The organism is Endozoicomonas sp., from assembly GCF_965196975.1.
Taxonomy (GTDB): domain Bacteria; phylum Pseudomonadota; class Gammaproteobacteria; order Pseudomonadales; family Endozoicomonadaceae; genus Endozoicomonas.
Genome location: NZ_OZ239981.1, coordinates 3,147,910 through 3,174,731 on the forward strand (window position 1 = coordinate 3,147,910; position 26,822 = coordinate 3,174,731).

Consider the following 26,822-nt stretch of genomic DNA (forward strand, 5'->3'; position numbering starts at 1 on the left):
TTTCAATCTAATCAGTAGTTTCTGGAACACCGGGCACTACTGATTTCACCTTTATTCCCTCCCCCCCTGCCAATAGCCGCCATTTCCAGCTAAAATCTGCCGGAATTTTTATTCCAACAAACTGTGAGTGAGAAACGATGGCAGTCACGACACGCCCGATTCGCCGGGCTCTGATTAGCGTTTCCGACAAAACAGGAATTGTCGAATTCGCCCGGGCCCTGCACCAGCATTCGGTTGACATTCTGTCCACGGGCGGGACTTATGCACTGCTGGTAGAGAATGATATTCCTGCCATTGAGATTTCTGACTATACCGGCTTCCCTGAAATGATGGACGGCCGGGTAAAAACCCTCCACCCCAAGGTTCATGGTGGCATTCTCGGCCGCAGCGGTCAGGACGAAGCCATTATGGATGAGCATGGCATCAAGCCTATCGACCTGGTGGTCGTCAACCTCTACCCCTTTGAGCAGACCATTGCCCGCCCTGACTGCGACCTGGCCACCGCCATTGAAAACATTGATATTGGTGGCCCAACCATGGTTCGTGCCGCTGCCAAGAACTATCGCGACACCACCATCGTGGTGAATGCCAGTGATTACCAGTGCGTACTGGACAGCATGGCTGACAATGAGGGTGTGATTGACCTGGCCACCCGTTTTGACCTGGCCGTTAAGGCATTTGAGCATACTGCCGGCTACGACGGCGCGATTGCCAATTACCTGGGCACCGTCATCAACAGCGATGAAGATGAACCGGAAGCCTTCCCCCGCACCTTCAACAGCCAGTTTACGAAAGTGGAAGACCTGCGTTACGGTGAGAACCCTCACCAGAAAGCCGCCTTCTACACGGAGAAGCACCCTGCGGAAGGCACGGTCTCCAGCGCTAAACAACTGCAGGGCAAAGCGCTTTCCTACAACAACATTGCCGATACGGATGCCGCCCTGGAATGCGTTAAAGCATTTGATCTGCCAGCCTGTGTGATCGTCAAGCACGCCAATCCCTGTGGGGTTGCTACCGGCACCGATATTCTGGAAGCCTACAACCGCGCTTACGAAACCGACCCGACGTCTGCCTTCGGTGGCATTATTGCCTTTAACCGCAAGCTGGACATGACGACCGCCCGCACCATTATTGAACGCCAGTTTGTGGAAGTGATCATCGCTCCCGAAGTGGACGCTGAAGCGGCTGCCATTCTTCAGGATAAGCAGAACATTCGCGTACTGAGTGCCGGCCAATTGCCTGCTGAACAAACCCCATTCCTGGACTTCAAGCGCGTTAATGGCGGCCTGCTGGTTCAGGATTCCGACATCCGTATTGTTGACCCTTCTGAACTGAAAGTGGTGACGGACCGCGCACCGACCGAACAGGAAATGGCAGACCTTCAGTTCGCCTGGAAAGTCGCCAAGTTTGTGAAGTCCAACGCCATTGTCTATGCCAAAAACGCCCAGAGTATCGGTATCGGCGCAGGCCAGATGAGCCGTGTGTACAGTGCCCGTATTGCCGGCATTAAGGCAGCGGACGAAGGACTGGAAGTTCGTGGCTCCGTGATGGCATCCGATGCCTTCTTCCCATTCCGTGATGGCATTGATGCCGCGGCCAGTGCAGGCATTACCGCCGTAATCCAACCCGGTGGTTCCATGCGGGACCAGGAAGTGATTGACGCCGCCAACCAGGCCGGCATAGCCATGGTGTTTACCGGCGTTCGTCATTTCCGCCATTGATGGCTTTGTGGTTAGTAAAGCTTTTCAGGTGGTGAGAACAGGCACCACCTTTTATGAGTAAACAGCAAATCAGCACAAAAAGAACTTCGTATCTCTGCGTCTCTTGTGCCCTCGGGTATTGTGTTTCAAAAAAGCTGCATGACTCAAAAAATTCCCACAGGATATTCAAAAGGACATCCTTTATGAAAGTGCTGATCATCGGTAATGGCGGGCGGGAACACGCCCTGGCATGGAAAGCCGCACAAGACGACAATGTCACACAGGTGTTTGTCGCTCCCGGTAATGCAGGCACCGCTTCTGAAAACAAAGTGACCAATGTTGATATTGATGTATTGGATATCGCCAGACTGGTCGAGTTTGCCCAGGCTGAAAACATTGGCCTGACCATTGTCGGCCCCGAAGCCCCCCTGGTAGCCGGTGTGGTTGACCAGTTTGAAGAAGCCGGACTTGCCGTATTTGGCCCGGTACAGGCTGCCGCGCAGCTGGAAGGTTCCAAAGCCTTCACCAAAGACTTTCTTGCCCGCCATAACATTCCCACCGCTGCCTACCAGAACTTCACCGAAATTGAGCCAGCCAAGGCCTACGTAAAACAACAGGGTGCTCCTATTGTGGTGAAGGCCGATGGTCTCGCTGCGGGAAAAGGCGTCATTCTCGCCCAGACGGAGCAGGAAGCGTTTGATGCCATCGATGACATGCTGGCCGGTAATGCATTTGGTGAAGCAGGCCATCGCGTGGTGGTTGAAGAGTTTCTGACCGGCGAAGAAGCCAGCTTTATCGTCATGGTGGATGGCAAAAATATTCTGCCACTGGCCACCAGCCAGGACCATAAGGCTCGCGACAATGGTGATAAAGGTCCGAATACCGGTGGTATGGGTGCCTACTCACCCGCTCCGGTGGTGACGCAGGAAATTCATGACCGTGCGATGCAGGAAGTGATCATCCCAACGGTAGAAGGCATGGCCAGCGAAGGCATGCCATACAAAGGTTTCCTCTATGCCGGCTTGATGATTGATGCGGATGGCACACCCAAGGTACTGGAATACAACTGTCGTTTTGGTGACCCGGAAACCCAGCCAATCCTGATGCGTCTCAAATCCAGCCTGGTCGAACTCTGCCTGGCCGGAACCCGTGGCGAACTGGATAAGATTGACGTTGAGTGGGACAGTCGCACTGCCCTTGGCGTGGTGATGGCCGCCGGTGGCTATCCGGAAGCCTACAACAAGGGGGATGAAATCACGGGGATCGACACTGTCAGCAATGCAAAAGTCTTCCAGGCTGGAGCCCGTGTTGACGACGGAAAGACCCTGACCAACGGCGGCCGGGTACTCTGCGTGACCGCACTGGGCAATACGGTGAAGGAAGCCCAGGAACAGGCCTACAAAGCGGTAAAATCCATTGACTGGAAAGATGTCTACTACCGCACAGACATCGGCCACCGAGCCATCGCCCGTGAGGAATCTTAAACGACTGAGTACTGAGTGATTTATTAGTAGACTGTGCGACCGCCAGGGATGGCGGAAGTACCGGTAATGCAGGAGCAATTACCGGTCCCCTTTACAGCTCAGATAAGCATAAACAAAACGCCTTTCACTTCCTCATACTGCAAAAATATCCTCTGAAATTGCTGTTCATTTGTAAATCATCGACTGATTCACTGTCCAGCCTGTCAGATTTCAGTATAATCCCGCAGTAAAAATGAAAAACGGAATTTTCAACAGTGTTTTATAAAGCCTTTATACGGCAAAAATGGACATTCGCACTGTTATTAATTATATCGCTCACTTTCACCAGTCTGAATGTAGCTGCGAATGTCGACATTAATCATTCATCCTACTTACTCCAGCCCGGAGCAAGTACAGAGTTCTTTATTGACGATACCAATCAGCTAACCATCAAAGCACTGGTTGATGAAGAGTTCAAATACCGTTTTGCCCCATGGCAGCCCAACTTACTCAGCGCTGAAGAGCAGCAGCAAAATCTCTGGCTACGCTTCCCTGTCACCAACCATACGTCAGAAATAGTTCATCCTGTACTGTCTGTGGATTATCAGCAGCAGGAACTGCCAACCCTGTACCTCAAATACACCAGCTCTGCCTCTGGCAAGACTGTCGTGAAACCGCTGCCGCTGGATCGAGTCAACACGACAACCTTCACTCTACTACCAGAACAGACTGCAACCCTATACCTGAAGGCACCATTTCATCCAGAGTTAACCAACAGTCTGAAGCTGGGGAGCTTTGACCAGCTGATCAAACGCCAGCGCTATAAATTCTGGCAGACCGGTTTGATCAGCGGCTTATTGCTGTCCATCATTCTTGCCAATGCCTGGCTTTTCCTGTCATTGAGGCAGGAGTCAAGAGCCTCAAACAGCCTGTCTCTTTCTGGTCATCGCAGTATTTTTCACCTGTTACTGGCAACTGGAGCTTCCTTTTCCCTGATTTTTATGGCTTCCTGGCAGGGGTATTTGAGTACATGGCTCTATGTCCCCTTCATTGTCGAAGCCTGGCTTTACCAGTTATCACTGCTTTTGATCAGTCTCACATTCTGCCAACTGGCCATAAACCTGTTTGGCCAACAAAGGCCTTTGCTGATCCGTTTCTTTAACGTGCTCTCTTTTATCTACCTAATTGCAGCACTCTGGCTGCCACTAAGCGACAGCAGCACGTTAAATACCAACCTGTTAATACTGACGCTGATCGGTAACGCCAGCTTCTGTCTTTCATTCTGGCTGATAACACCCCACCGCCGCTATATCTCTGCCTGGTTACTGATCCCCCTGGCCATCAGCCAGTTCATTTTCGCCCTTAACCATACAGGTGCACTGGGAATATCCTCAAGAAACACCACCTGGCTGTTAATTCAGACTCTGGCGCTGACGCTGGGACTCCTGTCATTGCCAGCCAGAATCAACAGAAAAGCGCTCAGCAAGAAACAGTTCGCCTATAACAACAAACCTTCGGACGAGCTTGATGAAGAGGCGATGAAGTCGCTGGGGCATGAAATGCGAACACCACTGAACGGTGTGATGGGTATGTCTGAGCTATTACTGAGCACACCATTGACTCCAAAACAGGAAGACTACGTACAAACGCTTCGCTACGCAGGGTATGAACTTGGTAACCTGGTTAACCTGCTGGCCTCCAGTATTAAGGCCCAGAACCAGGGAATCATGTCGAATACTCGCCTTGTTGATATACACAACACCGTTGAAGAGCTGATTCGTCATTTCCAGTATCGTGCGGAGCAGCAGAATATCGAAATCATCTGCTTTGTTGATGAAAACCTGTCTTCTGAGTGTCATATCGATGGATACCGGGTTTCACTGATTCTGGAAGCATTTCTGTTTTATGGGCTGAATCAGGCTGAAATGGGCGAGGTTGCGCTTTCTATTCAAAAGGACGATTCAGGCAAGCTGCTATTTGAATTCAGTTTCAAAAACCCTGCGGGCAGCAGCCTTGAGGAAAAGCATTTATCCGGTGAACACTCTTTATCCGAGATAAAAACAGAAACAGCCATGGGCCTGAATCTCTACCTTGCAACCCATCTTATACGACAGCTTGGGGGAGAAATCAGCAAACAGGCAAGCACCATCTCATTTACCCTGCCCTGTACCTGCGGGGAAAAAAAATCCACACCCAATCAACATGAATCAACTCATGAAAACCAGTATGAGACTATGCGGATACTGATTGCTGATGACAATGCAACCTGTCGTAAGGTGCTGCGCCAGCAGTGTCAGCTATTAGGTATTTCGGTGATTGAAGCAGGAGATGGTCTGGAGGCGCTTGCCATGATTCGCAACGAAACCTACCTGAACAGGGCATTTGACATCATTATTCTTGATCACCATATGCCCGGACTGAAAGGTCTGCAGGTGGCCGAACGAATCAATGGTGACCCAAGTATTGACCCCATGCCGGCCATCATCATGTTGACAGGGGTCAGCAACCCACCCAGTAAATACCAGTCCAGCAAACTGGGTATCAGCTCAATTCTCACCAAGCCGGTTACCCGGTTTACGGTGCAAAGAGCTCTTATTAAAGCGCTTAATAAACAATCAGCGTAGTTTAACCCCGCATAAGCTCTGACGAATTTTTTACTCTTTTTCATAATCAGGAAGGCTTACAATTTCAAAGATGTATTAGCCCAGATAATATCAATCCTCTATTAAGAAAAATTTAAGATATACTTACAAAAAATCATCATAACAATTACCATCCAACCAGAAGCATTACCACTCCATACATACACACACCCAATTTAAAAAAACACTTTAGCATTTTAAAAACCTTAAACAAATGAAAGAAACTGGATTCAATTCAACAAAACAAATAACTTTACTCACAACAAGAAACAGGAAACAGGAAATAAATAATGGCAACACCTATATCTGAAACAGGCCTCCTTTCTCGAACTTATGACTCAGGAGCCATATTGCCACCTGATACTGAGCTGAGACACAGAATAAGAACCGTTGAAGGTCAAGCATTTTTACCCAAACAAAGTGCGATCCCTTTTCACACACAATCCTCTCTATTAGATAAACTCGTTAATTCAGTAGGTGGTTCGGACAGCACAGAAAAAATGGAAACACTGGTAATGCTTTCACAAAGAGTTACTATTCCTTCTTCCTGTCTAGAGGCAGCGAGAGAAACTCACAATTTACTCAGAGAAATGCAGGAAACATTTGAAACCAGAAAAATCCAATCTGATGAACTCAATCATATTGAGATGTGCTTATTTCAAAAAATAAAATATTACAAATTACTGGGAACACATGAACTTGCTAAAGACATTGAGTCAACCTTAAGAAAAGCTAATCATGAACTAATTCAAATGCAATCATGGCTACTAAAAAATCAATTAGACCCAGAAGAGTTAGCATCAGATAATATCGATGAAGATGAAAATCAACAACTTTCTAAAGCCCTTTTATCCGACAGAGAAAAACCAACACTTAGTCAAGAAGAAATCAACACCGAGTTAATCAGAAGAATGAAAAGAACACAGCTCGTTGTAGCGTTTTCTCCTGAGGTTTGTCAATCAACGGTAATACGTGAATTTTCAGACTTTCTATTTCAATCAGCTGATTATGATGATCTATTTATACAATGTTATGAACAATGCCTCTCGCTGATGAACAATCCCGACACTTTCAATGAAAGACTCAAAACATGGACATCTTATGAAAGTACAGCCGATAGAGTTGAAACCAAAAAGCTTCTCGAAGTGCTGGAAATTGCCCCTTTTGCTCATAATAAAGTCGCTTATAATTTTGATAAAATGGCAAGTAAATTAGTTTCTACTCTGGCTCATACGGCTAATGTTATATCAGGTAAAGCTACACCTTTCGCCAACTATAATGAGGAGTTTCAAGAGAATGTACTGACGACAGCTTCACGCTTTGCTCAAGTTCTATCCAGACATAGTTTCCTGATGGACTCAAAGAAAACTTCAACAGGTGTCTCATTCTGGACAAGTAAAGTAGATAGTTATATTGACGGGCTTGTCAGTCAAATCAACCAGGTTACCAGAACCAGAACGGAATATGATATTGACAAAGGTAGAAGCCGAAGACTGCTTGATTTGAGCGCTCGACCACTATGGGACCTGTTTCTTGACATGCCCGATTTATTGGACAATACACTCCGGGAGTGCTTGCCAACAGAAGAGTCAGATAAATCACCATCCTCAAAAAAAGGACTTACTGCAGATGCTTTTAATAAGTTTGCGGAAGCCATGGTGAATAAAAGCCTTGCCGTTTTTGATCAAGCCATAACTGATTTTACTCATCACCTTCTGTTTCAACACGGCTTTGATGGGCCCGGTCTACTCCTTGATATCGAGCTAAAAAACGCCTGGTCACAGGCTCTGGATGCTTTGCTTTTGACCTGGTCCAATCAGCTTGAAAACAAGCAAGTGCAGAGTACTACGATTTTAGACTCCCATCATCTATTGCTCAGAGCCAACAATAAGCTCGCTTATAGAAAAATGCTGCTTAACTGGATTACTGCTCTGAATACGCAGTTGACTAAAGAGCTGTATGGTGGTGCTGAAGATATACTCTACAAACCCTGCCTGAGAAAGCTTTTACAGGATGTCACACAACAACTAGCTGGTTTGAAGTCACCTGAAGGAGAAACACCAAGTAAAGCTTGTGTTAGAGCTGTATTCACAAAAGCGCTCACTAGACTTCCCTCGTTTATTGCGGAAGTAGGCCATGAAGAATTTAGTAAGTTACTGGAACCTTTTAAAAAACGAGCACCTTTACTCGAACCAGAAACACAGGAAATGCGTCGGGGCAGAGACCCTGACCCTGAAGCTGGCGAAGCAGGCATTCCACTACTCCACCTCCGGGAAGAATCGTCAGAGCAAACCATCAAGCAACTAGCTCCCCCCCAGGCCCATCTCCATCAAAGAAGAGCACACTCAGAAGGAACAGTCAGTCTAACAGCTCCCCCTCCTGCCCCTCCAAAAAAAGTAAACTCAGAAAACACTGTAGTTCAAATGCCTTTACCGTCTACCCCTTTATCCAGCAATGGATGGAGAGATGACCACCAGGTCATGGAGCTATTAAAATTATTATTTTGCCTATATAAACCAGCCAAAGTACCTGATAATGCAGATGAACATCCTTTCGATCCTGAAGATATTTATGATGCCATGTATCTTAAGGTACAAACGATGACTACACCTGAAGTCGAACGTTTATATAATCGTGGCTGGAAAACCTGTATCAAAGACTACTTTTTGCATCCGGTTACTCTTTGGCAGTTTCAACAAGGTACCTCTCGCCTTGAATCAACTCTCGCTCCTAATGAAAGCGTCGATGTTAAGGGTAACACTGCTGCAACGAGGGAACGTATGCAATGTGTTAATCTTTTAACGATGGGGGCAATTCAAATGGCTAAAGAAAAGCTGTGTAAATCATTTCCAGATCATGCCCTTAAGCTTAGTGTTATTATTGACAAAAAAATAGAAAAGACTGGCACGTCCCTTCCTTCAGGAATCGTTCTTGTTGATATTTTTTGCGATATTATTTCAATCATTGCCTCTGATCAGGATGAAAGCAAGGTTCATGATCTGAAATATTCTATTCGGAAAGCCTATCAATCCCATCTGAAAGATTTCCAAAGAATGGTAACTGAGCACTCCGTTCGAGGAGGGTTAAAACCCTCACCAGAAACCGGCAGCCCAGTAATTATAAAATGGGATCAGTGTCTACTGGGTTTTCAAGACAAAAATTGTAATTTCAAAAAAATTCACGAAGTACTTTCAAGCAATACAATATCATTTAGTTTAGCTTCTAATGCAATGCTAGTGCTAGAAATATTAACTGATGCTCATATTAAAACACTTAATACCTATTTAGGAAAAAGCCTACCACCAACAAAAGAACTGGTAACATTACAAATGGAGGTTTTTGCACTGGGCATGGCTATAAGTGACGAAAAAAACCCTGCCGATTTCAAAGAATACGAAATCTGTTTTGAAACATTCAATCAGTTCGTTTCCTCTTACGCCGAAGAGCAAGCAGACTTGATGAATAAGGCCTATGGAAGTCATGATGAAATGATGGATGAGCTCAACGAGACATTTATGAAAACCCAGAGGATATCCCAGGCAAAAGCGATACATAAATTACTTGAGGAGCTATCACACGCTGATGGAAGAACTGTTGAACTTATTAACCAATTCAATCGCCAAGTTGTAGAACTGAGTAAAACCCCATTCTGGAAAGAATATTTTGGCAGAAAATCCAGCTTTCAGATTTATGGAAAGATGCTTATCGACTTAATTGATGAGCATCAGGCATTTCTCCCAGGCTTGTTCTTTGGGACAACGCTTGCTTCATTACTATTATCGAAAGAAGGAAATACGCTGTTAAAAGCAGTGCAATCAAAGCTAGGCAGTGCATTTACAACCCTACTTGGCATGCAAGGTACCATGCAGCAGCTTGAAGCAGCTAATAAATCATTTCACTCATTGTTAATGATGGCTGTACCCTCTCCTGGAAATATGACATTTGATCAGTTCCAGCAACATGGCCAATGCTACAGTTCATTTGCAGAGCTGAACATCGGTACTCCAGCATACAATGGGTCCTCAACGACCAATACCTCTTTATTTGACTCATACTCCACAGCGCTAAATCAGACACGCGATGCACTTTCTGTTGTAAGACACACTCCGGATAGAGCTCCTTTAAATGGTACCTGCCCTATTGGAGGTAATCCTAAATTCCCAACTGGAGATGTGCATATACCTAATTCTATTGCTGCAGGTTTTAGTATCTCAACGTCACTTCTCGCTGCATTTCCATGGGTAAGGGAAATCTGGAAAAAAATCCACATGCAAGGACAGTACTCTTCTCTCGCTTCACTAACTCAAGAGTTAACGACTGAAAACGCAGAGAACCTCATGGTTAAGTTCTATGAAATAAAACACGGTGAGAAAGTGACCGCAGAGACACTTCATGAGCATCAAGATCATGGCCGATGGATGGAAAGGATATTAGAAGGGATGGATATTCTGCTACACAGGCCGCCCCCAAAACTCAATGGCCCCTGTGATGTTTTGACAAACATGTTAGTTGGAGCTCTGCGTTACCCATTTGGTGCTCTCTCAATGCTCACGAAACAGCGTCCACACAGTGTGGATCAGCACTACTCCCGTAATAGTATGAGTATGGTCGCTCAGGCAGGAAAAACAGGTATGCGACTCGGCCCACAGAATATATCAAAAGAAGGTATAGCTGTACGAAACCCCTCCACATCTAGCCACCTGGCCTTTCTGTTTTTTATCAAAGAGTGTGATGTCTGGATCGCTCTACCAGAGAAAGCACAACATGCCAATCGCCATATCAGCGAAAAGCAGTTGAAGGTTTTCATTAAATCCATGCAAAACATCATTACCAGACCAGAGATGACGACAAAGTTTTCCATCGCCTCATTAAAAGAAACCTATGGTGAGAAAATGGTTAATGACATCATTCCTCCAGGAACCAACCTGCAAACACTCGAAAAAGAAGTGCAAATGCAATATAAAGCCTACGCTTTCAGGGCAATTGGATCCATAGCAACAGCCTTCGCATTTGGCGCTAACCTTGCTGGAACCTGGATGTTTACCATGAGAGCATGGTGGAGTGCAAGTTCGCTGGTTAACAATGTTACAGCTTCAGGTGCTGCGAGTATTGCAAACATGTCAGATGAAGATTTTGATACGGTACTTGAAGAGTACCGATCTGTTGCACGCGAATCCATAGATCCATTTAATATCTCTGAAAGTGATCAATTCTGGTTTCTTCTTTATGCCATAAGGACAGTTACGAAAGAGGCACAAATCAACCTTCTTATAGCAGCAAAAGCGGCAATACTGATTGGTATGTACTGCAATATCCGCGGACAATCTCTGAATATGGGCATAAGTAATAGAGATTTACGAGCACTGGTACTTACCGCCCTTACTTTGATCAAAGATACTGTCTCTGGAAGAGTTGTTCGAGCAGCAATGCTTTCCAAGGATCAGGATTTTCTTACTGTCGCAACACTGTGGGATCGGTTTGATTCAATTGCTGTGGAGTTCGGCTACTCCAAAGCAACTAAAAATACATTTACCCCTCCTCAGGAGCTTGTTTCTTTTACGATGTCCGAAATTCAAGAAACTTTGCTTGAAGAAGATGGTGATGTTGAAAAATCGCATGCGAAGCTATCCCAGACTTTCAAAGAGGTCAAACAGGTCGGCTTAAAGCCTCTTTGCAAGATTGCTGAAAGAGTCAATGACGCCGTCAATACGCAGATTGTGGAATGTTCTCCAGATCAGAGTAAAACTAACAGCCCCGGTTATTCTATTCAGGATCTGGCCCGTCAAGTTTTTACCGATCTTTCAACGGGGTCAGAATCAACACCAGGCAGGGTATCTCATGGGTTCACACCTGATGAAGCAACACAGGAGCAAATCGATATACTGGATGAGTATATTGCCAGTGATTGCGAACACGCTGACCTTCACAATCCTGTCCGGTTATTGGGGGTAATTGATGACATAAAAGAAAGATTCACCCCTGAAATAGTAGAGGCATTGATTGAGCAAAGAGTCTTTAAATTATTGCGCTGGGGAGAGCCAAAAGAGAGGCTACAGAAGACACTTACAAAACTTGATGAAGCAAAAGCATTCTTTGCAATGCAACACCGCGTGGATAACACCGCCCCTCCCCCCCCACCACCAGCTCATTCTGAGCCAGCGGTGATCAGGGTATAAAAGAGATTGCTTCCATTTTAAGCTGCCCCTGCTCCAGAAGGCTGTCCGAGAATAACGATCTTAGCGAGAGCAGCAGGGCACTCAATTAAAGTTACGTTTTGCGAGGCGAGTAGCAGTTCTATTCGCCAAGAAAAAACGTAACCTTTAGGTTAATTTACTGCCACCACAGTAGAGCAGTCCATTCACCTTGAATGAAAATGCTGTTATCAATCCACGGTAGCGATACATTCGCTAAGCCCCACAGGCTAACTCTCTTTTTCATGATATTTTTTCGACATTTCATGGACTGCATTGACAAAGGCACCCGCCTTTTCCGGTTCTACAAACTGGTGAATGCCATGCCCAAGATTGAAAACATGCCCATTGCCAGTACCAAACTTTTCCAGAATGGTTGCGACTTCCTGGCGAATGCGCTTAGGTGAGGCATACAGCGTTGACGGATCCATATTGCCCTGCAGGGCTACGCGATTACCGACCCGCTGGCGAGCTTCACCGATATCGGTCGTCCAGTCCAGCCCCAGGGCGTCTACACCGGTATCAGCCATCGACTCAAGCCACTGCCCACCATTTTTGGTGAAGAGAATAACCGGCACTTTTCGGCCTTCATTTTCCCGCTTCAGTCCTTTAACAATCCTGTCCATGTAGTGCAGTGAGAAGTCACGGTAGTTTTCCGGACTGAGCACACCACCCCAGGTATCAAAAATCTGAACCGCCTGGGCACCTGCTTCAATCTGGGCGTTCAAATAGCTGGTCACCGAGTCGGCAAGTACACTCAACACATGCTTCAGCAGTTCCGGTTGATCAAACATCATCGCCTTTATACGACGAAAATCTTTACTGCTGCCACCCTCGATCATGTAGGTTGCCAGCGTCCAGGGACTGCCAGAGAAGCCAATCAGCGGCACCCGGCCATTGAGTTCACGACGAATGGTTCTCACCGCACCCATCACATAACCCAGGTCTTTTTCCGGGTCCGGCACGGTCAGCGCTTCAACGTCCGCAGCAGTGCGCACCGGCTTTTTAAATTTCGGCCCTTCACCGGCTTCAAAATAGAGTCCAAGGCCCATGGCATCGGGAATGGTGAGAATATCGGAAAAGAGAATCGCCGCATCCAGAGGGAATCGCTCCAATGGCTGCAGAGTAACCTCACAGGCCAGCTCAGCATTCTGGCACAGAGCCATAAAGTCACCGGCACGAGCCCTGGTTTCCCGGTACTCTGGCAAATAACGACCGGCCTGGCGCATCATCCAGACGGGAGTTACATCAACAGGCTCCCTGAGCAAAGCTCGAAGAAAGCGGTCATTTTTCAATGGAGTCATAAAAGTCCCGATACCAGCTTTGCCTGAACTATCAGTATTTCAGGCTTTAGAAAAAACAGGGGCGCTTCCACATTGGAAAAACGCCCCTATAGTAACTTAAATAACAGTTAATAATCAGACATCCAGATAATCAAGAATACCATCTGCTGCCTGACGACCTTCCCAGATAGCGGTTACCACCAGGTCAGAGCCCCGAACCATATCTCCGCCGGCAAACACTTTGGGATTGCTGGTCTGGAACTTGAATTTGGCTTTCTCAGGAGCCACAACCCGGCCACCTTCGTCGATCTGGATATCATGATCTTCAAACCACTCGGCAGGGCTTGGACGGAAACCAAACGCAACCAGAACCACGTCCGCTTCCAGTATCTGGTCACTGCCTTCTACCACCTGCGGACGGCGACGGCCATTCTCATCCGGCTCGCCCAGTTCAGTCGTTACCAGACGGATGCCCTCAACCTTGCCATCACCAACAATTTCTACAGGCTGACGATTAAAGAGGAAGTTCACGCCTTCCTGTTTGGCATTGGCCACTTCCCGACGCGAACCGGGCATGTTCTCTTCGTCACGACGATAGGCACAGGTCACTGACTTGGCACCCTGACGAATGGAGGTACGGTTACAGTCCATGGCGGTATCACCACCACCAAGCACCACCACCCGTTTACCCTTCATATCAATAAAGTCTGCCGGATCCTGTTCAAAGCCGAGGTTACGGTTCACATTGGAGATCAGGTAAGGAAGGGCGTCATGCACACCCTCAAGGTCTTCACCCGGGAAGCCGCCTTTCATGTAGGTGTAGGTACCCATGCCCATGAATACCGCATCGTACTCTTCCAGCAGCTTTTCCATGGTGATGTCTTTACCGATTTCCGTATTCAGCTGGAACTCAATCCCCATTTCGGTAAACACTTCCCGGCGACGGCTCATGACATTTTTTTCCAGCTTGAATTCTGGAATACCAAAGGTCAGCAAGCCACCGATTTCCGGATTTTTATCAAACACGACCGGCGTCACGCCATTGCGCACCAGCACATCGGCGCATCCCAGGCCTGCAGGCCCAGCACCAATGATGGCCACTTTTTTATCAGTCCAGGATACCTTGGACATATCCGGACGCCAGCCGAGCGCCAGCGCTGTGTCCGTGATGTATTTCTCGGTTGATCCGATAGTGACCGCACCAAAACCATCATTCAGCGTACAGGCACCTTCGCAGAGACGATCCTGTGGACAAACACGGCCGCACACTTCTGGCAGCGTATTGGTCTGGTGTGACAGGTCTGCCGCTTCAAAAAGACGACCTTCAGAGACCAGTTTCAACCAGTCCGGAATGTAGTTGTGTACAGGGCACTTCCATTCACAATACGGGTTACCACAAGACAGGCAGCGATGCGCCTGATTTTTTACCTGCTTTTCATCGAACGGTTGATAGATTTCAACAAATTCTGTTTTACGCTGACGAAGACTTTTTTTGTCTGGGTCCTGACGACCCACATCAACAAACTGAAAGTTGTTATTAAGCCTTACACCCTTGCCATTTTTTAAATGTAACTGTGACATTTCGCTGACCTCACAAAGCTGTTCTTATGTTCAATACCCGTTGCTCTTATTTCCATCACCACTCAGTAGCCAAAGCCTAGGCTCGGGGAGCCGTGGATAGCGCCGTTAGAGAGGCTGCAGAAAACCGATCTTTAAAACCAGTTCGCTGCCGCCGCAGTAGGGCAGTCTATTCTCGGATCCCCTCCCTCTTACTCAGGGCTACCATGGGTACTGGCCAGCAAGGTATCGAGACTGGCAGCTTTTGGCTTCACCAGCCAGAAACGACCACTGTAGTCATAGAAGTCATCAATCAGTTCCTGTCCCCAGGCACTGCCGGTTTCTGCAACGTAATCTTCCAGAACACTCAGCAGGTGTGATTGATAAGGCTCCATGGCTTCATTATCAATGCGATGTATATCCACTAATTCATGGTTATAACGATCAACAAAACTTCTTTCCAGGTCCAGCACATAGGCAAAGCCACCGGTCATGCCGGCACCGAAGTTATGACCAGCCCAGCCCAGGACAGTCACCAGACCTCCGGTCATGTATTCACAACAGTGGTCGCCTGCACCTTCCACCACAACATTGGCACCCGAGTTACGAACACCAAGACGCTCACCTGCACGACCAGCAGCGTATAACGTTCCGCCCGTGGCCCCATAGAGGCAGGTATTACCAATAATGGAGGTTTCATGGGTCACAAAGCTGCTGCCAGCCGGTGGGTAGATCACCAGCTTACCGCCGGTCATGCCTTTACCCACATAGTCATTGGCATCCCCTTCCAGACGCATTTCCAGACCACCAGCGTTCCAGACACCGAAGCTTTGACCCGCAGAACCGGTCAGATTCAGCTTCAGAGGCTTATCAGCCATTCCCTGGTTTCCGTAACGTTTGGCAATCTCACCGGAGAGACGGGCACCGATGGAACGATCACAGTTGCCAACCGTGAAACTGAACTCACCACCTTCCCGTTTTTCAATGATTCCCATCGTCTGTCGAACCATCTCTTCCGCCAGTTCACCCTTATCGTATGGCGGGTTGCGATCCACCTGACAGGTCATCGGCTTATCCACAGGCACATCGGCACTGCCCAGAATTGGCGACAGATCCAGGTTCTGCTGCTTTTCAGTCAGGCCCGGCAGAAGCTCCAGCAGCTCAGTACGGCCAACCACCTCTTCAAGGGTTCTGGCACCCAGCAAGGCCAGCCACTCACGCACCTCTTCAGCAACAAATGAAAAGAAGTTCATGACCATCTCAACATCACCCTTGAAGTGCTCTTCACGAAGTGACTGATCCTGAGTCGCTACACCAGTAGCGCAGTTATTCAGGTGACAGATACGCAGGTATTTACAACCCATGGCAATCATTGGCGTGGTACCGAAACCAAAACTTTCCGCGCCGAGAATCGCTGCCTTGACCACATCCAGACCCGTCTTGAGACCACCATCCGTCTGCAGGCGAACTTTTCCACGCAGATCATTACCACGGAGCGTTTGATGGGCTTCACTCAAGCCCAGTTCCCATGGAGAGCCGGCATACCGAATAGACGTCAGAGGACTTGCAGCAGTACCGCCGTCATAACCTGAGATGGTAATCAGGTCAGCATACGCCTTGGCAACGCCGGCCGCGATGGTACCGACCCCCGGCTCAGAAACTAGTTTCACAGAAACCAGCGCCTCAGGATTCACCTGCTTGAGGTCATAAATCAGCTGGGCCAGATCCTCGATGGAATAGATATCATGGTGCGGTGGGGGCGAAATCAGGGTAACACCCGGAACAGAGTAACGCAGGCGGGCAATCAGCTCATTGACCTTACCACCCGGCAGCTGGCCACCTTCACCTGGCTTGGCACCCTGGGCAACCTTGATCTGCAGCACTTCGGCATTGACCAGATAGTGAGGGGTTACACCAAATCGACCAGAGGCAATCTGCTTGATCTTGGACACACGATTAGTGCCATAGCGGGCTTCATCCTCACCACCTTCACCGGAGTTAGAACGACCACCAAGACGGTTCATTGCTTCCGCCAGAGCTTCATGAGCTTCCGGAGACAATGCACCAAGACTCATGGCTGCAGAGTCAAACCGTCGAACGATATCACCAACGGATTCAACGTCGTCCACCACCAGTGCCTTATCATTCAGCTTAAGACCCAGAAGGTCACGCAGAGTGGCCACCGGACGCTTGTTGACCAGTTCAGCGTACTTCCGGTACTCCTGATAATCACCCGTTTTAACGGCTATCTGTAATTGCTGCACCACATCCGGGTTGAACGCGTGGTACTCACTGTCGTGTACATACTTCAGCAAGCCGCCCTGCTGAATCGGCTTACGGGCTTTCCAGGCCGTTTCGGCCAGCAGACCCTGCTCATAATGAAAGTCTTCAAAGCGGGCGCCCTGAATACGGCTTTGAACGCCACAGAAGCACAGGTCCACGATTTCTCTGGAAAGACCAACGGCTTCAAACAACTGTGCTCCACGATAGGAGGCAATGGTTGAGATTCCCATTTTGGAAAGGATTTTCATCAACCCTTTGCCAATACCTTTACGGTACGCCTTGTAGGCCTCGCGAGGATCAGTCATTACCTCACCGGAGCGAATCTGGTCATTGATGATTTCATAGGCCAGATAAGGGTAAACAGCGGTGGCACCAAAACCAATCAGAACCGCAAACTGGTGGGAATCACGAGCTGACGCGGTTTCAACAATGATGTTGGACTCAGAGCGCAGACCTTTGCCAATCAACCGGTGATGCACCGCACCTGTCGCCATCGCTGCAGGCACGGGCAACAGTCCCTGATCGATATGACGGTCAGAAAGGCAGATTAACACCTTGCCGGATTGCACAGCCTTTTCCGCCTGATCACAGATATTCAATACCGCCTGCTCAAGACCAATAGACGGGTCGTAAGTCAGGTTGATGGTTTCTGTCTCAAAGGATTTATGCTGATGACGAACACTCATCAGGTCCAGGAACTTCGCTGTGGACAGTATTGGTGACTTGAGAATAACCCGGGCAGCGTGTTCCGGCGTTTCTTCAAACAGGTTCAGCTCACGACCCAGGCAGGTTTCCAGTGACATGACAATCGCTTCACGCAGCGGATCAATAGGAGGGTTGGTGACCTGGGCAAACTGCTGGCGGAAGTAATCATATACCGTCCTGGTTCTGCCAGAGAGCACGGCCATTGGCGTATCGTCCCCCATGGAACCAACCGCTTCCTGACCAGACTCGACCAGTGGGCGGATCACCTGATCACGCTCCTCAAAGGTGACCATAAACATCTTCTGATAGACGTTCAGCTGCTCAGGAGAAAGATGGTCAACCTTGTAATCATCTTCACTGAAGTGCGAACGGATACGGTAGGCGTTCTGCTTCAGCCACTTCTTGTAGGGCTGACGGACTTTCAGTTTGTCATCGATATCATGGGCCTGGTGCAATTCGCCAGTTTCAGTATCAATCGCCAGAACCTCTCCCGGCCCTACCCGGCCTTTGGCAACCACATCTTCAGGCTTGTAGCCATGAACACCCACCTCAGAAGCCACGGTCAGGTAACCGTTCTTGGTAATCACCCAGCGTGAAGGGCGCAGGCCGTTACGGTCCAGAGCACAGACGGCGTTGCGACCATCGGTGATTACCAGACCGGCGGGGCCATCCCACGGCTCCATGTGCATGGAGCTGTATTCATAGAATGCCCTGAGATCCGGATCCATGGTATCGACATTCTGCCATGCGGGCGGAACCAGCATACGAATGGCACGATAAAGATCCACACCACCCGTGACCAGCACCTCCATCATGTTATCCAGACTGGAGGAGTCAGAACCGGTGCGGTTCACCAGAGGGGAGATGTCATCAAGCGTCGGCAACAAGGGTGACTGGAACTTCTGACGACGGGCTTCTGCCCAGTTACGGTTACCCGTGATGGTGTTGATTTCACCGTTGTGAGCCAGCATGCGGAATGGCTGGGCCAGCTGCCAGCGCGGCATGGTGTTGGTTGAGAACCGCTGATGGAATACACAGATCGCTGTTTCAAAGCGGGTATCGCCGAGATCCGGATAAAAAGTCGGCAGGTCCACCGGCATCATCAACCCTTTATAGGTGATGACCCTGGGCGACAATGAGCAGATATAATAATCTTGGTCTTCCGCCATCACCATATTGGTGTAACGGCGTGCCATATAGAGCCTGGCATTGAACTCTTTTTCGTCAACCTCGCCTTCGGGGGTAACAAAGATCTGTTCAATGCCTGGCAGAAGGTCTTTTGCGATGGGGCCAAGACAATCAACATTCACAGGAACCTTGCGCCAGCCAACAACGTTGAGACGCTGCTTTTCCAGCTCTTTCTCAAGCGTTTTTTTACCTTTCTCTGCTTTGGCTTTATCGGTATTGAGAAAGACCATACCCACGGCATACTGACCGGGCAGCTCGCAGCCAAATTTTTCTTTCGCAACCGTTCGGAAAAAAGTATCAGGTGTTTGAATCAACAAGCCACAACCGTCGCCTGTTTTACCGTCGGCAGCAATACCACCACGGTGCGTCATACAGGTCAGTGCTTCAATCGCCGTTTTCAGAAGGTGATGACTTTTCTTACCTTCCATCTGGGCAATTAGCCCGAAACCACAGTTATCCCGAAACTCCCCAGGATTATACAGACCTGCTTTCATAGGCACTCTCTCATCAACCCATTATTTTTCTGGCTCGCCTCGCCCTTGATAAAAGTCATCCCGACTTTCCCAGAGCCCTTTCCACCTTGAAGGAGACTTATCTCTGGAAGGCTTTATGTTCCACTTCTGAATCAGGTGGATTCCACGTTTTTTTAAAGCTTACGGTGTACCACTGGTACCCAGTATCTGTCGAGCCATAACTATTCGATAACCGGTGGGCTTTCTGCCTCTAATAACCGGACTCCCCCGCCATAATTATGCAGTTTAACTGCATAAAACCAAATCTGGTTTATGACCATCTGACGCGCAAAACGGCTCGCCATTTTACACGGCTGTCGCTGCAATCACAAATGACCCTTATCAAAGCAAGTAAAAACCGCAATAAAAGACTGATAAATCGAAACTTTTTTCAGCAGATTTACACGTTTTAGGACAACTGTGATCAGTTTGAGGTGAGCTGGAGAGAACTCTCCAGCTATTGAGAAAGTATTCAGGAACAAAACTGCTTAAGGCAGTCCATTAAATTATTATGATTAAAACTGTCTGTCACCACAGCATCGCCAATAGCGTCCAGAAGTACCAACCGCAACTGGCCATCCAGCACTTTTTTATCCACCGCCATTAGCTCAAGAAAGCGATCTGGGGTCATACCTGAAGGAGGCCTTATCGGCAGGCTAACGCGTTCAAGCAAAGCTACAAGTCTATTGACGTCTTCTCTGGATAGATTGCCTTCTCGACAGGAAAGATCAGCCGCCATCACCATGCCAGCAGCAACCGCTTCACCATGCAACCAGGAGCCATAACCGGTATGCGTTTCTATTGCATGGCCAAAAGTGTGCCCAAGATTAAGAATGGCTCGAATACCGGACTCGGTCTCATCCGCCTCGACCACTTGGGCTTTGTCCTGACAGGATTGATGGATGGCATGGGAAAGCGCTTCCGAATCACGATCCATCAAACGCCCAATATTTTCCTGTAACCACTGATAAAAAGGCTTATCACAAATCAAACCATATTTGATGACTTCTGCCAGACCTGCCGAAAGCTCCCGATCAGGCAAGGTGTTCAGTGTCGCCGTATCAATGATGACGGCATTGGGCTGATAGAATGCACCGATCATGTTTTTACCCAGGGCATGGTTGACCCCGGTCTTCCCCCCCACTGAGGAGTCAACCTGCGAGAGCAGCGTCGTTGGCACCTGAATAAAATCCACACCCCGCTGATAGCAGGCCGCAGCAAAGCCGGTCATATCGCCAATAACACCACCGCCCAATGCGACCAGCGTTGTTTTTCGGGTATGACGTTCCGTTAGCAATTGATCAAAAATAAGGTTCAGTGTTTCAAGGTTTTTATACTTTTCACCATCTGGCAACGTGATTACCGTCAGATCATAATTTGCCAGGGTTCGCTTAATGAGATCCAGATAGAAAAGAGCAATCGTCTCGTTGGTGACTATCGCTACATTCCTGCCTTTGATGTAGGGCTGAAAATAGTCAGGGTTTGAAAAAAGATCAGAGCCGATAAAAATGGGGTAGCTTCTGTCTCCCAGATCGACTTTAAGTTCCAACATGGCTGATTACTCCCTCACTGTTTTTCAAAACCAACCGTTTGAATTATTTTTTTAATAACCTGGCGGGGTGACATGGTGGCAGTGTCCAGAACAAGGTCTGCAATGGATCGGTATAGCGGGTCACGCTCTTCAAGCAGTCTGGTCAGAACCTCTTCACGGTCTGGCCGTTGCAGTAGCGGCCTTCGCTTATCCTTTTCCGTTCTCTGTAACTGGATTGATACAGGTGTACTTAAATAAACCACAAAACCATTTGTGCTCAGGTGCCGTCTGTTCTCCGATCGACCAACAGCACCTCCACCGGTTGCCACGACCACGCCTTTCTGACAGCAAATTTCTTCGATAACCTGGCTTTCCCTGTCCCGGAAACCCTGTTCACCTTCAACATCAAAAATCCAGGGAATATCCGCTCCACTGCGATCCTCAATGACATGGTCCGAGTCAAGAAATGGACATGCCAGCTCTTTTGCCAGCATCCTGCCAATGGTACTTTTGCCTGCCCCCATGGGCCCAATCAGATAAATATTTGTTAATGGCATGCTCTTTGCCAGCCTGACTTCCTGCCTGTGTGCAGCGAGCGTAGCGCATCGCAAGCAGTTATGACAACAAAAAACGGGAGCCGAGGCTCCCGTTTGAGATTTTAAAACCCACAATAAGAAATCAGTTTAACGCAGAGAAACACCTTCAGTTACAATTCTTGGGGTAATGAAGACCAGCAGTTCCTCTTTTGTATCGCTCTCTGTGTTCTTCCTAAATAAGGCTCCAACAAAAGGCATATCTCCTAGAACTGGAACTTTGGTTACCCCTTGCTGTTTAGTCTGTTTAAACACCCCACCCAAAACTACCGTTTCACCATCTTCAACCAATACCTGAGTCGTAATCTCATTGGTTGAAATAATGGGGACATTATTGGAGGCCTGATCGGTAGTGTCATCATTATTGATTTTGATATCCATGATAACCCGACCATCCGGTGTAATCTGAGGCGTTACCTCCAATCCAAGTACAGCATCCTTAAAGGCTACAGACGTTGCACCACTGGAGGTTTTTTCTTCGTACGGGATTTCTTTACCTGACTTGATCACCGCCGTTTTCTTATCAGCGGTAATCACCTTTGGCTGGGAAATAACTTCACCACCACCATCACTCAACAAAGCCGACAGCTCCAGGTTCAATATGGTACCGCCATTCGTTGAGAACCCGATGGCAATAGCAATTGAGCCTCCGCCAGTAACGCCTAAGTCAGTAAAGACATCGCCATCCTGACCACCACCCAGTGAAAGGCCTCTGTCGTCGTTTTTGAGCGCATCATTCTTTTTACCGCTCCATTTTACCCCCAGCTCTTCTTTGAAATCAGAACTGAGCGTGACAATCCGAGCCTCAATCATTACCTGTCGGATAGGGATATCCAGCTGCTCAATCAGCGCTCTCAATTCATCCAGTTTTGCCTGAGTGTCTTTGATCAGCAGGCTATTGGTTCTGGCAACCACCTGAACAGAGCCTCTTTCGGTGAGTAATGTTGCATCTGCACTTCCCTGAAGCACTTCTGCAACCTCAGCGGCATCTGCATAATTAATCTGAACAAGATCTGTATATACAGGCGCCAATTCACGAATCTGCTTTTCATTCTCAAGCTGTTCACGCTCTCGAGCCGCAATTTCAGCAGCTGGAGCCACCGTCAAAACATTACCTTCAAGCCGTTTATCGAGCCCTTTGGCCTTAAGTACGATATCAAGAGCCTGATCCCATGGAACGTTCTGCAGACGCAGGGTAACATTGCCCCCAACGGTATCGGATGCCACCAGATTCAAGTCTGTAAAATCAGCAATCAGCTGTAGAACTGCTCTTACTTCAATATCCTGAAAATTCAACGACAGTTTGTCGCCCTTGTAAGAAAGCCCGGCTTTTCTCCTGCTCTGATCTTTTCTGTCTGGAGCCTTGACACTAACAGTTAATAAATTGTCCGTCTGATAAGCCAGGTATTCGAACTCGCCCTTTGGCTCAATAACGATGATGCTGTTCCCATCCTCAACCATCGCATCGATAAATTTGACCGGTGTGGCAAAGTCAATAACGTCCAGACGGTTTCTCAGGTGCTGAGGCAAGACCTCTCCCTGGAATTCCAAACGAATACGTCCACCCTGCTCATTCATATCCATAGGTACTTTGGCATTAGCCAGTGCTATGATGATTTCCCCTTCACCATCATCACCGCGCTTAAAGTCAATATCCGTAATGCCTTTGCTCACGCCTGTATCTTGGGGTGATTTTTCCTGAACCGACTCCCTTTGAATCGCCGCAGTACTATTGTCATCCCCCAGATAAATACTGAGCGTTCTTCCATCGGCCTGACTGGTAAAGCGGGTAGGCTGCTGAAGATTAATAACCAGACGAGTTCGGTCACCCGCTTCAAGCACTGTGACACTTTTGGCGTTATTAAAGCCAACCTCATTGTATTTTGGGAGTTCACTGCGGGTAAAAGGCAGGTCTATGGAAATCCTTGGTGGCTTCTCAATACTGTAACCATGAGCAACGGGGGCAGCCCCATCAAAGGTTAAACGGAGCTCAACCATGTCACCTGGCAACGCAGAGACATCCATATTCTTCAGAGTGACACCCCACGCGGAAATAGGCAACATGGCCAGCAGCGTATACAGAAGCCCTCGAACAGCCTTCGCCTGCAACAGGGGACTAATATTCATCTAACTTACCTATTTCAGAATTAGAATTGTTGTTTTCATCGGCATCATATGTAAATAATCCAGCCCACTACGCCATGACGGCTCTACATCACGTCCTTTCATACCACCCCAAATCCCCCAGAAAAAAATAGGCCATCTATCTGCCAGAACAACAATCAGTCTAACTCAACACAGACGATGATGTGCTGTCAACCAATCAAGGCCCGACAGCAGCATTCACAATGGAAAATGATGATCAACTCACAATACCGGACACTGAATTACTGACTGTTGAAATTGATGCGAAGAACTCTTGGACGCTCTATCCAGTACTTGGGACCTGCTGGAACAATTTCAGTCAGGCGCAATTCCTGGTCATCGATATAGGTTATACGTCCATGGTTACGCCCAAGGTAGTCACCTACCTGCACTCGATGAACACCATCATTTCCACGTACAAGCCCCCAGAAACCTTCATCATTACTGATGGAGCCAACCAAGCGGAAAGAGTCCATCTCAAACTGTTCCAGGTATTGCTTCACTCTGTAGGGATCAGGCTTGATATTACTGCTTATCTGCTCATTTGTGAGTGCAATCTTAACCGGCTGTTTAAAAGGACTCCGCATCGCAGAAGCCTGATACGTAAAGGCCTCATAAGGCCGAAACTGAGGTAAAGGCTCTATATTTCCCGTTGGTCTGGCCTTCATCTCAGACATATAAGCATCAATATCCTGATACCCCTGACGACCCGTATCAGAACAACCAGCCATAATCAGCATGGTTCCCACAACAACCATAAGTCGAAGCTGCTTCATCATAGCCCCCCCTGGTCATTGTAGCGGTAAGTTTTAGCCAAAATATTCATGGTCAATTGACCATCTCTGCCGGGGCGTATCTCAAAATCATGCAAAGTAACTATTCGTGAAAGGCTGGCTACCCCACTGACAAAATTACCCAGATCATGATACGTCCCCTGAACTGCGATACTGATTGGCAATTCAATATAGAAGTGGCTGACGTTTTCATCCTGAAGTTTAATTTCTTCAATTTGTAAGCCTGAACCCCGACCGGTAAAGGTAATATCCTCCAGCAAACCGGGAACTTCGGTATCACTGGGTAATTGTTTAACCAGAGCGCCAAAAGAGTGTTCCATTTCTTTCATCTGCTCGCGATAAGCTTTCAGGTTCGCGGCTTGAAATGCCTTAATACGATACTGCTCGCGAAGATCCTGCTCTTTACTGGCAGCAACATCGTACCGACCCTGTAAACCTGTCAGGTGAAAGTGATAACCCAATCCAAGCACAAGCAGCAGGGTCAGCACACAAGCGATGATCCGCACCACCAAAGGCCATGAACCGATGTTATCAAAATCGATATCATTCAGATCAAGCTCGTTCAACTTTTGTAATGAATCTGCAAGACTCATAGTCCCCCCTTAGCCTGAGCGGGATTTATCTGCTTGACTGTTAAGTCAAATTCATTCCAGCGCTGACTATTCCCTGATACTTTTCTGACAGCCGTTAAATTAGGCTCAGTAAACCACTCTGAATTATCGAAATTCCGCATCAGTGCAGAAATTCTATTATTCGACTCAGCAACCCCAACCAAGTAAAGGCGGTCACCAGAAAGAGTAACTCCCTTAAAATAAACACCCTCGGGAACAATCCGCGCCACCTGATCAAAAATCCTGACGATCACAGGACGGTTACCCTGAAGATTCTGAATAACCTGCATTCTCTCCAGCAGTTGTTCCTTTTTGGTCTTTAGATCTTTAATTTCACTGATCCGCTTGTTTAGCAACGTAATTTCATTTTGCAGATATTGATTCCGGCTCTGCTGATAACTGATGTTGTTACTGATGTAGAGGTCTCCAATAAAAACAAGACCAATACCGATCAGTAACGTGACACACCATGCCGCAATAAAGCGCTGTTTACGTTCCTTCCTGAGTTCTTCACGCCAGGGTAAAAGGTTAATTCTTGCCATTAGTCAAAGCTCCTCATGGCAAGGCCACAGGCAATCATCAGGGAAGGAGCCTCACTGGCCAGCTTATCCACATCAACTTTTCCAGCCATGGACATTCCAGCAAAAGGGTTAGCTACTTTGGTTGGAGTCCCAAGTTTGCTCTCAATCATTTCCTCTAATCCCGGAATTGATGCAGAGCCTCCAACCAGTGCAATTGCATCCACATCATTAAACTGGCTGGAGGAGTAAAAAAACTGCAGCGAGCGGGAAATTTGCTGAACGACAGTTTCTCTGAATGGGTCAAGAACTTCTGGCTCATAGTCATCTGGCAAGCCGCCGCGACATTTGGCTTTTTCAGCCTCATCCGGAGTCAAGCCATAACGACGCTGGATTTCATCAGTAAGCTGACGCCCCCCAAAAAGCTGCTCCCGTGTATAAACAGTCTTACCTCGAGAAATGACATTCAGTGTTGTCTTGGTAGCGCCAATATCAACAACGGCAAGGACGGGATCTTCATCAGGCAGGTCTAACTGGCCCTCTATCAGCTCACAGGCCCGTTCCATGGCAAAAGCTTCAACATCAACAATTTTTGTCTTCAGGCCACCCAGTCTCAGGGCTTCTTCCCGCATCTCAACATTATCGCGTCGGCAGGCAGCCAAAAGAACCTCAACACGCTCGGGGTTCTTTTCATTCAACCCCTGAACCTCAAAGTCAATAGCGACCTCGTCCATGGCATAGGGAATGTATTGATCAGCCTCAACAGTAATCTGCGTTTCCATCTCAGCATCACTGAGGGAGGCATCCATTTCTATATTCTTGGTAATTACAGCAGAACCTGATACGGCAACGGCAGCAGACTTAAGACTGGTTCTTGATTGGGAGAGTGCCTTGGCAACCGCTTCACCGGTAACATCCAGCTCATGAATATTGTTTTCAACGACAGCCCCCGGAGGAAGGGGTTCAACACTGAAAGCCTCGACCTTGTACTGACTGCCGCTAAGTCCCAACTCAAGGACTTTGACAGACGTCGAGCTTATGTCCACCCCTAAAACGGCATTCGATTTGTTTTTCAGCAGCCCAAACACTGGCGCAATCCCTGATTA

At 47.9% G+C, this 26,822-nt stretch carries 14 protein-coding genes; 4 read left to right on the forward strand and 10 right to left on the reverse strand.

From position 1 onward, the window contains the following. Nucleotides 1–137: 137 nt before the first annotated feature. The 4 genes from purH to ACOCLE_RS14295 all read left to right on the forward strand — a co-directional run bounded on the left by purH (nt 138) and on the right by ACOCLE_RS14295 (nt 11,981). Nucleotides 138–1,721 (forward strand): bifunctional phosphoribosylaminoimidazolecarboxamide formyltransferase/IMP cyclohydrolase, encoded by a 1,584-nt coding sequence (gene purH / locus ACOCLE_RS14280; RefSeq protein WP_419533028.1) that lies wholly within the window; start codon nt 138–140, stop codon nt 1,719–1,721. Between the two features lie 182 nt (nt 1,722–1,903). After that, on the forward strand, nt 1,904–3,184 hold the full coding sequence (gene purD / locus ACOCLE_RS14285) for a phosphoribosylamine--glycine ligase (RefSeq protein ID WP_419533029.1): 1,281 nt from the start codon (nt 1,904–1,906) through the stop codon (nt 3,182–3,184). A gap of 254 nt (nt 3,185–3,438) precedes the next feature. Next, a complete protein-coding gene (locus ACOCLE_RS14290) occupies nt 3,439–5,787 on the forward strand; it encodes a response regulator (RefSeq protein WP_419533030.1) in 2,349 nt (782 codons plus the stop codon). Between the two features lie 308 nt (nt 5,788–6,095). Continuing rightward, on the forward strand, nt 6,096–11,981 hold the full coding sequence (locus ACOCLE_RS14295) for a hypothetical protein (protein WP_419533031.1): 5,886 nt from the start codon (nt 6,096–6,098) through the stop codon (nt 11,979–11,981). A 245-nt stretch (nt 11,982–12,226) separates the two neighbouring features. On the opposite strand, the gene hemE is transcribed toward ACOCLE_RS14295, so the two are convergent. The 10 genes from hemE to ACOCLE_RS14345 all read right to left on the reverse strand — a co-directional run bounded on the left by hemE (nt 12,227) and on the right by ACOCLE_RS14345 (nt 26,804). Beyond that, entirely contained in the window at nt 12,227–13,300 is a 1,074-nt protein-coding gene (gene hemE / locus ACOCLE_RS14300; protein ID WP_419533032.1) for a uroporphyrinogen decarboxylase, read from the reverse strand. Nucleotides 13,301–13,414: 114 nt separating this feature from the next. Next, the gene (locus ACOCLE_RS14305; protein ID WP_419533033.1) at nt 13,415–14,860 is read right to left on the reverse strand and encodes an FAD-dependent oxidoreductase; all 1,446 of its coding nucleotides are present in this window, start codon (nt 14,858–14,860) and stop codon (nt 13,415–13,417) included. A gap of 188 nt (nt 14,861–15,048) precedes the next feature. Further along, nucleotides 15,049–19,506, reverse strand: coding sequence for a glutamate synthase large subunit (gene gltB, locus ACOCLE_RS14310; protein WP_419533034.1), 4,458 nt, complete (start codon nt 19,504–19,506; stop codon nt 15,049–15,051). A 490-nt stretch (nt 19,507–19,996) separates the two neighbouring features. Further along, entirely contained in the window at nt 19,997–21,076 is a 1,080-nt protein-coding gene (gene aroB / locus ACOCLE_RS14315) for a 3-dehydroquinate synthase (RefSeq protein WP_419533035.1), read from the reverse strand. A 14-nt stretch (nt 21,077–21,090) separates the two neighbouring features. After that, nucleotides 21,091–21,612, reverse strand: a complete 522-nt coding sequence (gene aroK / locus ACOCLE_RS14320) for a shikimate kinase AroK (RefSeq protein ID WP_419533036.1) — start codon at nt 21,610–21,612, stop codon at nt 21,091–21,093. A 126-nt stretch (nt 21,613–21,738) separates the two neighbouring features. Next, a complete protein-coding gene (locus ACOCLE_RS14325) occupies nt 21,739–23,775 on the reverse strand; it encodes a type IV pilus secretin PilQ (protein WP_419533037.1) in 2,037 nt (678 codons plus the stop codon). Nucleotides 23,776–24,035: 260 nt separating this feature from the next. After that, on the reverse strand, nt 24,036–24,572 hold the full coding sequence (locus tag ACOCLE_RS14330; RefSeq protein WP_419533038.1) for a pilus assembly protein PilP: 537 nt from the start codon (nt 24,570–24,572) through the stop codon (nt 24,036–24,038). Beyond that, nucleotides 24,569–25,180: a type 4a pilus biogenesis protein PilO gene (locus ACOCLE_RS14335; RefSeq protein ID WP_419533039.1), complete on the reverse strand. Its 612-nt coding sequence runs from the start codon at nt 25,178–25,180 to the stop codon at nt 24,569–24,571. The genes ACOCLE_RS14330 and ACOCLE_RS14335 overlap by 4 nt, the downstream gene beginning before the upstream one ends. Further along, nucleotides 25,177–25,740 (reverse strand): PilN domain-containing protein, encoded by a 564-nt coding sequence (locus ACOCLE_RS14340; protein ID WP_419533040.1) that lies wholly within the window; start codon nt 25,738–25,740, stop codon nt 25,177–25,179. Before ACOCLE_RS14340 ends, ACOCLE_RS14335 begins: the two co-directional genes overlap by 4 nt. Continuing rightward, nucleotides 25,740–26,804: a pilus assembly protein PilM gene (locus ACOCLE_RS14345; protein ID WP_419533041.1), complete on the reverse strand. Its 1,065-nt coding sequence runs from the start codon at nt 26,802–26,804 to the stop codon at nt 25,740–25,742. Before ACOCLE_RS14345 ends, ACOCLE_RS14340 begins: the two co-directional genes overlap by 1 nt. Nucleotides 26,805–26,822: the final 18 nt, after the last annotated feature.

Excerpts from the sequence above, each read along its gene's own strand:
- purH (WP_419533028.1), top strand. The coding sequence starts at position 138 with ATGGCAGTCACGACACGCCCGATTCGCCGGGCTCTGATTAGCGTTTCC.
- ACOCLE_RS14340 (WP_419533040.1), bottom strand. The coding sequence starts at position 25,740 with ATGGCAAGAATTAACCTTTTACCCTGGCGTGAAGAACTCAGGAAGGAA.
- purD (WP_419533029.1), top strand. The coding sequence starts at position 1,904 with ATGAAAGTGCTGATCATCGGTAATGGCGGGCGGGAACACGCCCTGGCA.
- aroB (WP_419533035.1), bottom strand. The coding sequence starts at position 21,076 with ATGTTGGAACTTAAAGTCGATCTGGGAGACAGAAGCTACCCCATTTTT.
- ACOCLE_RS14335 (WP_419533039.1), bottom strand. The coding sequence starts at position 25,180 with ATGAGTCTTGCAGATTCATTACAAAAGTTGAACGAGCTTGATCTGAAT.
- ACOCLE_RS14330 (WP_419533038.1), bottom strand. The coding sequence starts at position 24,572 with ATGATGAAGCAGCTTCGACTTATGGTTGTTGTGGGAACCATGCTGATT.
- aroK (WP_419533036.1), bottom strand. The coding sequence starts at position 21,612 with ATGCCATTAACAAATATTTATCTGATTGGGCCCATGGGGGCAGGCAAA.
- hemE (WP_419533032.1), bottom strand. The coding sequence starts at position 13,300 with ATGACTCCATTGAAAAATGACCGCTTTCTTCGAGCTTTGCTCAGGGAG.
- ACOCLE_RS14325 (WP_419533037.1), bottom strand. The coding sequence starts at position 23,775 with ATGAATATTAGTCCCCTGTTGCAGGCGAAGGCTGTTCGAGGGCTTCTG.
- ACOCLE_RS14295 (WP_419533031.1), top strand. The coding sequence starts at position 6,096 with ATGGCAACACCTATATCTGAAACAGGCCTCCTTTCTCGAACTTATGAC.
- ACOCLE_RS14305 (WP_419533033.1), bottom strand. The coding sequence starts at position 14,860 with ATGTCACAGTTACATTTAAAAAATGGCAAGGGTGTAAGGCTTAATAAC.
- gltB (WP_419533034.1), bottom strand. The coding sequence starts at position 19,506 with ATGAAAGCAGGTCTGTATAATCCTGGGGAGTTTCGGGATAACTGTGGT.